Consider the following 12,053-nt stretch of genomic DNA (forward strand, 5'->3'; position numbering starts at 1 on the left):
TTACGGAATATTTAAAAATTTGTGCGTTTGTAAAGAGATTTCCCATTTTGGATTAGCCATTACATAATCTATAATTAAAGGGGTCATTTCCTTTGATTTAGACCATTCAGGCTGCAAATATAGTTTACAACCCGGAGAAACAGATTGAGCATATTCTTCTGCCCATTTAAAATCACTTTTATTAAATACAATAACCTTCAATTCGTTGGCAAAAGGCGTAATATCAGGTCGTGGAGCCTTGAATTTTTTAGGAGACAGGCAAATCCAGTCCCAACTGCCCGATAAAGGATAAGCACCGGAAGTTTCAATAAAAGTCAAAATTCCTTCAGCCTGTAGTTTGGCAGTCAGGTAATCGAGGTTATAAATTAAAGGTTCGCCACCGGTAATTACAACAGCCTTTCCAGGATATTTCTTTGCATTTTCAACAATTACATCAGCAGGAGTAAGCGGATGCATTTCGGCATCCCAGCTTTCTTTTACGTCGCACCAATGGCAACCCACATCGCAACCGCCCAGGCGGATAAAATAAGCCGCTTTACCTGTGTTAAATCCTTCGCCCTGTATGGTGTAAAATTCTTCCATTAAAGGAAGTAATGTGCCGTCTTCTGGTATGTCTTGTTTCATTTTTGAGGATGCAAATATCCTAAAAAAATCGGTGTAAAACTTTATCTTAGTGAAAAATAACCCTTAGATGAAGAAACAAATAAATATTCATCTTAAATTTTGAAGAAATGCGCTGGTTTAAAGCTTTAAACAACTTCCAGATTCCTAAAGAAGATGCCATTAATATGGTTAAAATAGAAGGAAAACAAATTTGTATTGTTAAAGAAGGCGAACAAATTTTTGCAACCCAGGCATATTGCCCGCATGCTGGTGGTCATTTTAGTGGGGGCTGGTGTAAAAATGGAAATTTAATTTGTCCGGTTCATCGTTATGAATACAGTTTAAAAACCGGCAGGGGTGCCGAAGGTCAGGGCGATTACATAAACATTTACCCAACAGAATTACGGGAAGATGGACTCTACATCGGCTTTGAGGAAAGCTGGTGGAGTAAGCTTTGGTCTTAAACCGAAAGATATTGTTTAAAAAATGCTTTACAATTTAATACTTCGATCTCCGAAAAATAGAAATCTTCAATATCTTCTGTTATTATACATGCACAGCCTTTCTCCTTGGCGGCATAATATTCTAAACCATCTTCAAAATCATGAATAGCCTTATTTATTAAGGTATGATGAACGCCATGCATAGAGTTTTGGGCTATTTTGATATGCTTACAGAGCAAATCTATCTTTTCTTTAGCCCTTTGAGCATTCTGTTTTTTTTCTGCAAAGTAAAAGGCTATTGCAAGGCAAAGAGGAGAGGTGTAGACTTCAAACTTTGGGTTTGAGGCAAGGCTTAAAATTCTGGAAGAATAAGTAAATAATGGATATTCTTTATTGAGAACAGAAACCAATACATTGGCATCTAAAAAAATCTTCAGCATTAATTACTTTTTGGAAGAAAAGAATTCATCTTTTGAAGATTTAGATGTTTTTTTATACTCAACTTCTCCTTCGGCAACCATGCTAACCCAATCAGAAATAGGGTACTCTTCCAATGATTTATATTCGTTGGAAGTAACCTGAGTTAAAAGATGCTCAATAAGGCGAGATAAACTGATGTTGTGATCAGCAGCATATTTTTTAGCCTTAGTTACAACTTCCTGATCAAAGCTTAATGTTAATTTGGTATCCATCTCTTTATGATTTACACAAATATACATTTTAAGTACGTGATTAAAAAATATTTAATACGTATAAAAATAACAATATAAGATTCTTATTATCAGCTAATAATATTTATTTATAAATCTCTTTTCTTGCAGATGAAAGTGTATTTTTTAACAAACCTACAATAGTCATTAAACCTACACCACCAGGAACAGGAGTAATATAAGATGATATCGGCGCTACGTTTTCAAAATCTACGTCGCCAAATAATTTGTAACCAGATTTAGTCTCTGTAGAAGTTTCGCGGTTAATGCCAACATCAATAATAATCGCACCTGGCTTAACCATATCAGCGGTAACAAAATTCTTTTTACCAATAGCAGCAATTATAATATCGGCCTGCAGTATTTGCGCTTTTAAATCTTTTGTGCGCGAATGTGTAAGAGTTACTGTACAATTACCGGGATTTGCATTACGGGCCATTAAAATGCTCATAGGGCTTCCTACAATGTTACTTCTGCCAACTACCACACAATGTTTACCAGTTGTATCAATATTATAGGCTTGCAGCATTAATAAAATGCCATAAGGAGTAGCCGGAATGAAACACGGTAAATTGCGCATCATTCTGCCTAAATTAACAGGATGAAAGCCATCTACATCTTTACGGTAATCAATTTTTTCTGTTACCTTCTCCGGATCAATGTGTTTTGGAAGAGGTAACTGAACAATTAAACCATCTACATCGGCATCCTGGTTTATTTCCTCAATCTTTTGCAATAATTCAACTTCACTAACAGTATCATCATATCTATATAGAGAAGATTTAAAACCTACTTTTTCGCAGTTTTTCATCTTGCTGGCCACATAAGTTTCACTTCCACCGTCATTGCCAACCAAAATAGCAACTAAATGAGGCTTACGGCCACTGGTTTTTAAAAAATCTGCAGCCTCTTCAGCGATTTGAAGTTTAACGTTTTCTGATACGTATTTTCCGTCGAGTAATTTCATTTTTACGAGATGTGAAATTATAGATACTGAATTTAAGATTTAGAATGTAGACCGCACAATCTAAAATCCAGTATCAAATCTATATTAATCTAATTTCAAAACTGCCATAAACGCCGTTTGCGGAATTTCTACATTTCCAACCTGGCGCATGCGTTTTTTACCTTTTTTCTGTTTTTCCAATAGTTTACGCTTACGCGAAATATCACCACCATAACATTTAGCCGTTACATCTTTACGTAAAGCACTAAGGGTTTCGCGGGCAATAACTTTAGCACCAATAGAAGCCTGGATTTTAATTTCGAATTGTTGACGTGGGATTAATTCTCTTAATTTCTCACAGATTTTTTTTCCGAAATCGTATGCATTGCTACGGTGAATTAATGATGATAAAGCATCAACCGGTTCATCATTTAACAACATATCCAGTCTTACCAAATCAGATTTACGGTAGCCAACCTGATGGTAGTCAAATGAAGCATAACCTTTTGAAATGGTTTTTAACTTATCGTAAAAGTCGAATACTATTTCGCCCATTGGCATTTCAAAGATCAATTCAACACGATCAGATGTTAAATAAGATTGATTGACAATAATACCTCTTTTCTGAATACATAGCGACATTACAGGACCAACAAACTCAGCCTTTGTAATGATGTTGGCTTTAATGTAAGGTTCTTCAACAGAATCAAGTTTACTTGGATCTGGTAAATCAGATGGATTATTTACAATAATTTCATCGCCTTTAGTGGTGTGCGCAATATAAGACACGTTGGGAACCGTAGTAATTACGGTCATATCGAATTCGCGCTCTAAACGCTCCTGGATAATTTCCATGTGCAGCATGCCTAGGAAACCACAACGGAAACCGAAACCTAACGCTGCCGAACTTTCAGGTTCGAAAACAATAGATGCATCGTTTAACTGCAATTTATGCATCGCTTCGCGAAGTTCCTCAAATTCGTCTGTGTCAACTGGATAAATACCAGCAAAAACCATTGGTTTAACTTCTTCAAAGCCTTGAATAGAATTTAGAGAGGGTCTGTCAACAGTTGTAATCGTATCCCCAACTTTTACCTCACGGGCTTCTTTAATCCCGGAAATAATATAACCAACATCTCCGGTTTTAACCGAACTTCTTGGCGACATATCCAGTTTCAATACACCAACTTCATCCGCTAAATATTGTTTACCAGTATTGATGAATTTCACTTTATCTCCCTTCTTAATTTCGCCGTTAACAACCTTATAGTAAGCGATAATCCCTCTGAATGAGTTAAAAACAGAATCAAAAATTAACGCTTGTAATGGTGCTTCCGGATCACCAACGGGTGCAGGAACACGGTCAACAATGGCTTGAATAATTTCAGGAATTCCCAAGCCTGTTTTACCAGATGCCGGGATAATATCTTCGCGTTTACAGCCAATCAAATCAATAATCTGGTCTTTAACCTCTTCAGGCATTGCACCAGGCAAATCCATTTTATTTAAAATAGGAATAATTTCAAGATCGTGCTCTAAAGCAAGGTATAAGTTAGAAATGGTTTGAGCCTGTATGCCTTGTGAGGCATCTACAATTAACAAAGCACCTTCGCAGGCTGCTATTGAACGAGAAACTTCATAAGAAAAATCTACGTGTCCAGGCGTATCAATAAGGTTGAAATTATATTCAATTCCACCAACTTTATAATTCATTTGTATGGCATGACTTTTAATCGTTATGCCTCTCTCACGCTCCAAATCCATATTGTCGAGCAATTGTGCTTGCGCCTCACGCTTCGAAATTGTCTCGGTGTATTCTAATAACCTATCGGCCAGGGTACTTTTACCATGATCAATATGTGCAATAATGCAAAAATTACGTATATGCTTCATCTTTGCGCAAAGATAGCTTTTTTAAGGTAAATTTTAAGTGAGAAATTGTTGTATTACTTTGCAACTGTTTATAATAGAATATTTATCATTTTTAGGTTGTTGAAATCTAACTTTTTTAATTCTTTCTGAATGTTATAGCAGGCGTTTTATAAGGTATAATTTAGAAAATTTTGTCTAATTATCCATGATTTATTTAACTCTAATTGATTGTAAGGTGAAAAATGTATATTCGAAAAATTTAATCTAATCTCAGAATTCATGACCTTGAAATATTTTTTCTGCGGCCTCCTTTTATCATTTGCTTTAGCCAGTTATGCACAAGAAAAGTCTTCAAATCAGAAGACTCCAGTAATGGGCTGGTCGAGCTGGAATAATTTTCGCGTAAATATTAATGAAGATATAATTAAAGCGCAGGCTGATGCAATGATTTCATTAAAATTGAAAGATGCTGGTTATAAGTTTGTAAATATTGATGATGGTTTTTTTGGTGGCAGAAACGAAAAGGGAGAGTTACAATTTAATAAAAAACGTTTTCCTAATGGAATGAAATCTCTTGCAGATTATATTCATAAAAAAGGACTTAAAGCTGGTATTTACTCTGATGCAGGCATAAATACCTGTGCTTCAGAATGGGATCAGGATACAATAGGGGTGGGTTCTGGCTTATATGGACATGATGCAGCAGATTTGAATTTAATGCTTAACACCTGGGGTTATGATTTTATAAAAGTAGATTGGTGTGGTGGCCAAAAACTAAATTTAGATGAAGAGCTTCGATACAAACAAATTGCCACGCGGATAAAACAAATTAGAAGTGATGCTATTTTTAATATTTGCAGATGGCAGTTCCCTGGCAAATGGGCCGTTGAAATTGCTGATTCCTGGCGCATATCAGGCGATATAACCAATACTTTCGAATCAATATTAAGTATCGTAGATAAAAATGCTGATTTATGGAAATACAGTTTGCCAGGGCATGTAAATGATATGGATATGCTTCAGGTTGGTCGTGGAATGACTTATGAAGAAGATAAAACTCATTTTACGATGTGGTGTATTATGAATTCCCCTTTGTTATTGGGAAATGATTTGCGTAATGTATCCAAAGAAACAGTATCCATAATTACCAATAAAAATATCATTGCCCTTAATCAGGATATTCTTGGCTATCAGGCAAGAAGAATTAGTAAAGACAATGGTGCTGAAATTTGGGTAAAACCACTTATTTCTACCATGAGCGGCGAAATCGCAGTAACCTTACTAAATAGAACAGAGAAACCAGTTGCTATAAGTTTTGATGTAGATAGTGTGGGCATTAAATCCAATCAGGGATATGTTGTGCATAATTTATGGGAATCGAAAGATAATGCGCCGTCAAAAAATAAAAACCAAACCTTTGAAATTCCGAAACATGGCGTGGTTGTTTTAAAACTTGTAGGAAAAGCTGTTCCCTTTAATGTATTTCAGTCTTCTAAATAGCGATTACCTTTTTCAGTTTAATAAAATTGATTTGAAAGACATTGAAGAAAAAACCTCGGTCATTTTAAATGACCGAGGTTTTTAAAATTAAACTAAGGTTTTTTTCCATTTACCCCGTTTAAATAGAATGTAGGCGGCAATGCTTATCCCAACTTCTGCTGTTGGGATTGCTATAAAAACACCAGTAGGGCCTAATGCCATGTATTTAGCAAGGAAATATGCGAATGGAATCTGAAATACCCAAAAAGCAAAAACATTAATTTTTGTAGGTGTCCAGGTATCTCCGGCACCATTAAAGGCACTTGTTAAAACCATTCCCATTCCATAAATAATAAAGCCACCACTCAAAATTCGCAGTGCTTTAGATGCAACATCAATAATTAGTTTATCCTTGGTAAAAAATGCCGCAAACAAATGCCCACAGGTTAAGAATAAAACACTTACCACGGCCATAAAAATGATGGTATATTTCATGGTTTGAAATACTGATTTCTCTGCCCGGTCTATATGTCCGGCGCCTAAGTTTTGTCCAACCAATGTTGCAGCGGCATTACTTAGACCCCAGGCAGGAAGCATAAAGAACATCATTAATCTAAGTGCCGTTTGGTAGCCTGCCGAACCATGATCGCCACCTGTTGTAGCAACCAGTTGAGCTAAAAACACCCAACTGCAGCTGGCTATAACGAACTGAAGTACCCCTGGGGCGGCAATTTTAATTATTGCTTTAATTTGCTCCCATTCTGGAATTAGAAAACCTAATTTTATTTTTAAAGCATTTTTACCGTTAAATAAATGATAAACCTGATAACAAACACCTAAGCCACGCCCAATAGTTGTTGCAATTGCAGCACCAGTTAAGCCAAAAGCCGGAACAGGACCAAAGCCATTAATAAAAATAGGGCACAGGATGATGTTCGCGATATTGGCTATCCATAAACTTCTCATGGCTATGGCGGCATTTCCTGCTCCTCTAAAAATACCATTGATTAGAAATAACAGGACAATAATGATGCTTCCGCCCATCATAATTCTAATAAATGGCGTTCCGTGTTCTGCAGTTTCTGTCGATGCACCCATAAGCATCAGGATTTCGCGTGCATAAAATAAACCAAATGCGCTTATAATCAGGTTTATAAAAACAGCAATAACAATGGTTTGCATACCAGCTTTACCTGCAGCTTCAGGATTTTTTTCGCCAACCCGCCGGGCCACCACTGCCGTGGCAGCCATACTTAAACCAATGGCTAAAGAATAAATTATCGTTAAAACAGATTCTGTTAGCCCAACCGTTTGTATGGCGTGACTACTGTTTTCTAAATGACCTACAAAATAAAGGTCGACCAAAGCAAAAACAGACTCCATTGCCATTTCAAGCATCATTGGGATGGCTAATAAAATAATGGCCCTGTTTATGCCTATTGATGTTAAATCTACTTCTTCACCTTTTAAGGATTGTTTTAAAACGGTATAAAAAGAAGATAATTTGCCCTGTGTCTTTACTGACTGTGACATATGTATTATTGTGAAAATTTGTGAAATAGACCTTTACGTACTTATAAAAAAGTACATAATTTAAATTCGGAAAGGAGGAATCCTTGGTTATTTAAAACCTCAAACGGATTACAGATACTATCATTGCTCTGGTCTTATTGATAAAGCAAATATAAATATTTTTTTTAATTGTCAGGTTTTGATGACGGATTTTTATTAAAGTGATTAACTTTTTGGATTACAGGAAAGCAGGAGATAGTTGTATTATATACTATATGCTTTTATCATTTCTTCTGAAACTTTAGTTCCTCTGCTTGTATTCAGATCAATTAATACGTAATCGAAAATACCGTCAGAAGCTACTTTATTTGTTTTTTTATTGATGATTTCAAACTGAACAGAACATCCTTTTTCGTGCATGGTCAATATTCCGGTTCTAATCAACATTAAATCGTTCATTAATAACGGCCGTTTAAAGCTAATATCAACGCGGCTTACTACCCAACCTAAGCCTTGTTTGGTAAAATGCTCCCAGGGCATTCCATAGAATTTCTCCATTTGTTCATAACGGGCCGCTAATACATAATCCAGGTATTTGCTGTTGTGCACATGATTAAACATATCTATATCATCAGGTCGGACGCGTAATTCACTTTCAAAAATGCTGTATTGGTTCTTTTTCAAAGGGCTGTTGTTTGGTGGCAAACTTATGAATTTATCTTTATCAAAGAATATATGAACAGAGAAAACCTTGAAAATGGAAGCCCTAAATGGTTTGAAATCTAAGATATTAATCCTGATTTGGTAGATTTTTTTTCCTGTCATGCTGAGACAGGAAGCATCGGTTCATTGCTTGCCGGCATTTCGTGCCTTTTTGCAATGGGGCTTGGATTGGTGTTGCCGTAATCTATTGATCATCAGTGTTTATTTGCACTCTAATCATCTTTATTTTGAAGATTAATTATCACTTGCTTATATATAAAAGTTAGCGTATCTTTGCACTCAAATTAATTAATTTTTAATCACTTTAATATTATTCAAGAATGTATTTAAGTACAGAAAAGAAAGCCGAAATTTTTAAAACACACGGCGAAGTAGAAACTAATACTGGTTCTGCTGAAGGTCAGGTAGCGTTATTTACATACCGTATTGCGCACTTAACGGAACACTTAAAGAAAAATCGTAAAGATTTTTCTACTCAGTTGTCACTTCAAAAATTGGTAGGTAAACGCCGCGGTATTTTGGCTTACCTATACAAAAAAGATATTGAGCGCTATCGTGCTATCATCAAAGCTTTATCGCTTCGTGATATCATTAAACAAAAATAAGCGTAATTTTATCAACAAGAGCCATTCTTTAGGGAATGGCTTTTTAATTTTGTTAGCTTTACATTTTAAACGCTGATAAAATGCGATTTACCGTAAAGGTTTATCTAAATTGCAAAACAAAAAACATATATAACCAGGTGTGTAGAAAGAGGAAAACACACCATAATTCTTTTTAAATGAATGTAATAAAAAAATCGTTCGATTTGGGCGATGGCAGAATTGTAGAAATTGAAACTGGTAAATTAGCTAAACAAGCTGATGGTTCGGTGGTCGTGAAAATGGGTGATACCATGTTGTTAGCAACAGTTGTATCTACTGTTGGTGCTAAACCAGGTACAGATTTTTTACCGTTATCGGTTGATTATCAGGAAAAATATGCGTCTACAGGTCGTATTCCAGGAGGCTTTTTACGCCGTGAAGCAAGATTATCTGATTACGAAGTTTTAATCTCTCGTTTAGTGGATAGAGCTTTACGCCCGATGTTCCCATCAGATTATCACTCGGATACCCAGGTGATGATTTCACTAATTTCTGCTGATAAAAATATAATGCCTGATTGTTTAGCTGGTTTAGCTGCATCTGCTGCATTATCAGTTTCAGATATTCCTTTTAATGGTCCTATTTCTGAAGTACGTGTAGCTAAAATTGACGGTAAATTGGTGATCAATCCATTAGCCAGCGATTTAGAACGTGCAACTTTAGAATTTATGGTTGCTGGTTCGGCTAACGATATAGGTATGGTTGAAGGTGAATGTGATGAGATTCAGGAAGACGAAATGGTTGAAGCTTTAAAATTTGCACACGATGCAATTAAAGTTCAATGTGCCGTTCAGGTTGAATTAACTGAAGCTACAGGCAAAACTGTGAAACGCGAATACAACCACGAAGATCACGATGCTGATTTAAAAGCTAAAGTTTATGCTGATACTTATGATAAAGTTTATGCTGTAGCAAAAGCTGGTGGCAATAAAGATGTTCGTAAAGAAGGTTTTACCGCTATCATTAACGAGTTTTTTGAGGCTATGCCAGAAGATACTGCAGATTTAACTAAAGCAATGGCTAAACATTATTACCATGATGTTCAGTACGATGCAATTAGAAATCTATTGTTAGATGAAGGCATTCGTTTAGATGGTCGTAAAACAACTGAAATTCGCCCAATTTGGAGTGAAGTAGGTTATTTACCAGCAGCACACGGTTCGGCTGTATTTACCCGTGGCGAAACTCAATCGTTAACATCAGTTACTTTAGGTAGTAAAGATGATGAGCAAATGATTGACGGCGCTTTCTTTAATGGTTACAACAAATTCTTATTGCATTATAATTTCCCTGGTTTCTCTACTGGTGAGGTTAGACCTAACAGAGGTGCTGGTCGCCGCGAAATTGGTCACGGTGCTTTAGCGCAACGTTCATTGAAAAAAGTATTGCCTCAAGGTGAAGCTAATCCATATACCATTCGTATCGTTTCTGATATTTTAGAATCTAATGGTTCATCATCAATGGCAACGGTTTGTGCCGGTACATTAGCCCTTATGGATGCTGGTATTAAAATTAAATCTCCGGTTTCGGGTATTGCGATGGGTTTAATTACAGATGAAAAAACTGGTAAATATGCAATCCTTTCGGATATTTTAGGTGATGAAGATCACTTAGGAGATATGGACTTTAAAGTAACGGGTACTGAAAACGGTATTGTTGCTTGTCAGATGGATTTAAAAATTAACGGTTTATCTTACGAAGTTTTAACAAAAGCATTGTTACAAGCTAAAGAAGGTCGTTTACATATTTTAGGTGAGATGAAGAAAACCATCAGCACACCTAATGAAGATTACAAACCACACGCTCCACGTATTGTTTCTTTAACTATTGAGAAAGAGTTCATTGGTGCAATTATCGGCCCTGGAGGTAAAATTATCCAGGAAATGCAACGCGAAACTGGTGCTTCAATCTCTATCGAAGAAGTTGATGGTAAAGGTATCGTAGAAGTATTTGCAGATAATAAAGCAGCTATTGATGCAGCAGTTACCCGTATCCGTAACATCGTGGCCAAACCAGAAATAGGTGAGGTTTACCAGGGTAAAGTAAAATCAATTATGCCATTTGGTGCATTTGTTGAGGTTATGCCAGGTAAAGATGGTTTATTACACATCTCTGAAATTTCATGGGAACGTTTAGAAACTATGGATGGTGTATTAAAAGAGGGTGATAAAATCGAGGTTAAATTATTAGACATCGATAAACAAGGTAAAATGAAACTTTCTCGTAAAGTTTTATTGCCAAGACCAGAAAAACCAGCTGCGCCACAAGCGTAAGTAATAATTCGTCATGCTGATTTATGTTAGCAGCTTACTTGTTAATAAGACCTTAAAATAAATTTAAGATGACGAACTAAAAAAGCCCTTTCAGTTTTACTGAAAGGGCTTTTTTTTATGAATGCTGCTTATGGTTTTAGCTTTACATCATTTTTGTAAACTTCTTTGCGGGTAACTTTTCCATTTTCATCGTAACAAATCATTTCGCCTTCTTTTTTACCTTTTACAGAGAGTACTGCACATTTAACCTGACCATTTTTGTGGTAAGTTGTTTGCTTTCCATCAGGAAGATTATTTTTCCATTCAGAAATATCCTCAGGTTTTCCATTGTCATAATAAAATTTCCATTCTCCATCCTGAAGGTTTTTAGCAAAGTTCCCTACACTTTTTAAAACACCATTTTCGTAGTAACTTGTCTCAATTCCATCTCTCACATCATCTTTATAGTATCTGGTAAGTTGCAGTTTACCACTTGGGTAATAATATTTGAAAAAACCTTCTTTAATTTCCATAAAATCTTTATAAACAAAAGTTTCTTCGGCCTTGATAATACCATTATCATTGTAAAATTTCCATAAACCAGATTTCTTATCTTTTGTGAAGTTTCCTGTAGCTTTAAGGTTTCCGTTTTCGAAGTAGTAACTCGCTAAACCTTCTTTTTTTCCTTTTTTCCAGTTTTCCGATGAACCCAGTTTTCCATTGTCGTAAAACTGCTTGCAGGTACCTTCCTGTAGCCCATCTTTAATTCCACAGGGTTTTTCTTTTTGAGAAAATGCCAGGTTTGCTGTAAATAGTAAGCATAAAATAAAGATATATTTTTTCATATGAGTTGTTTTTTTGGCTAAAAT

12 protein-coding genes are annotated in these 12,053 nt (G+C 35.8%); 4 read left to right on the forward strand and 8 right to left on the reverse strand.

Annotation, left to right across the window (positions count from 1 at the left end; all coding sequences use genetic code 11):
- Positions 1 to 624: a 7-carboxy-7-deazaguanine synthase QueE gene (locus R2Q77_RS08935; protein WP_316803376.1), complete on the reverse strand. Its 624-nt coding sequence runs from the start codon at positions 622 to 624 to the stop codon at positions 1 to 3.
- Positions 625 to 731: 107 nt separating this feature from the next.
- Between R2Q77_RS08935 and R2Q77_RS08940 the strand changes: the two genes are divergently transcribed.
- A complete protein-coding gene (locus R2Q77_RS08940; protein ID WP_316803377.1) occupies positions 732 to 1,067 on the forward strand; it encodes a Rieske (2Fe-2S) protein in 336 nt (111 codons plus the stop codon).
- On the opposite strand, the gene R2Q77_RS08945 is transcribed toward R2Q77_RS08940, so the two are convergent.
- The 4 genes from R2Q77_RS08945 to lepA all read right to left on the reverse strand — a co-directional run bounded on the left by R2Q77_RS08945 (position 1,064) and on the right by lepA (position 4,595).
- Positions 1,064 to 1,486, reverse strand: a complete 423-nt coding sequence (locus R2Q77_RS08945; RefSeq protein WP_316803378.1) for a PIN domain-containing protein — start codon at positions 1,484 to 1,486, stop codon at positions 1,064 to 1,066. The genes R2Q77_RS08940 and R2Q77_RS08945 overlap by 4 nt on opposite strands.
- Positions 1,487 to 1,489: 3 nt before the next feature.
- Complete coding sequence (locus R2Q77_RS08950; RefSeq protein ID WP_316803379.1) at positions 1,490 to 1,738, reverse strand: DUF6364 family protein; 249 nt, start codon at positions 1,736 to 1,738, stop codon at positions 1,490 to 1,492.
- A gap of 103 nt (positions 1,739 to 1,841) precedes the next feature.
- Positions 1,842 to 2,723, reverse strand: coding sequence for a bifunctional 5,10-methylenetetrahydrofolate dehydrogenase/5,10-methenyltetrahydrofolate cyclohydrolase (locus tag R2Q77_RS08955; RefSeq protein ID WP_316803380.1), 882 nt, complete (start codon positions 2,721 to 2,723; stop codon positions 1,842 to 1,844).
- An 84-nt stretch (positions 2,724 to 2,807) separates the two neighbouring features.
- Entirely contained in the window at positions 2,808 to 4,595 is a 1,788-nt protein-coding gene (gene lepA / locus R2Q77_RS08960; RefSeq protein WP_316803381.1) for a translation elongation factor 4, read from the reverse strand.
- 258 nt (positions 4,596 to 4,853) lie between these two features.
- Here lepA and R2Q77_RS08965 point away from each other — a divergent pair, with 258 nt between their 5' ends.
- A complete protein-coding gene (locus R2Q77_RS08965) occupies positions 4,854 to 6,074 on the forward strand; it encodes a glycoside hydrolase family 27 protein (RefSeq protein ID WP_316803382.1) in 1,221 nt (406 codons plus the stop codon).
- Between the two features lie 87 nt (positions 6,075 to 6,161).
- Here R2Q77_RS08965 and R2Q77_RS08970 read toward each other — a convergent pair whose 3' ends face one another.
- Positions 6,162 to 7,586: an MATE family efflux transporter gene (locus R2Q77_RS08970; RefSeq protein WP_316803383.1), complete on the reverse strand. Its 1,425-nt coding sequence runs from the start codon at positions 7,584 to 7,586 to the stop codon at positions 6,162 to 6,164.
- 243 nt (positions 7,587 to 7,829) lie between these two features.
- Positions 7,830 to 8,249: an acyl-CoA thioesterase gene (locus tag R2Q77_RS08975; protein WP_316803384.1), complete on the reverse strand. Its 420-nt coding sequence runs from the start codon at positions 8,247 to 8,249 to the stop codon at positions 7,830 to 7,832.
- 359 nt (positions 8,250 to 8,608) lie between these two features.
- Here R2Q77_RS08975 and rpsO point away from each other — a divergent pair, with 359 nt between their 5' ends.
- A complete protein-coding gene (gene rpsO, locus R2Q77_RS08980; RefSeq protein WP_131537188.1) occupies positions 8,609 to 8,893 on the forward strand; it encodes a 30S ribosomal protein S15 in 285 nt (94 codons plus the stop codon).
- Positions 8,894 to 9,069: 176 nt separating this feature from the next.
- Positions 9,070 to 11,205 (forward strand): polyribonucleotide nucleotidyltransferase, encoded by a 2,136-nt coding sequence (gene pnp, locus R2Q77_RS08985; RefSeq protein WP_316803386.1) that lies wholly within the window; start codon positions 9,070 to 9,072, stop codon positions 11,203 to 11,205.
- A 128-nt stretch (positions 11,206 to 11,333) separates the two neighbouring features.
- Here pnp and R2Q77_RS08990 read toward each other — a convergent pair whose 3' ends face one another.
- Positions 11,334 to 12,029 (reverse strand): toxin-antitoxin system YwqK family antitoxin, encoded by a 696-nt coding sequence (locus R2Q77_RS08990; RefSeq protein WP_316803387.1) that lies wholly within the window; start codon positions 12,027 to 12,029, stop codon positions 11,334 to 11,336.
- Positions 12,030 to 12,053: the final 24 nt, after the last annotated feature.

Origin of the sequence: Pedobacter nototheniae, assembly GCF_032678625.1 — a bacterium.
In the GTDB taxonomy this organism is placed as follows: domain Bacteria; phylum Bacteroidota; class Bacteroidia; order Sphingobacteriales; family Sphingobacteriaceae; genus Pedobacter; species Pedobacter nototheniae_A.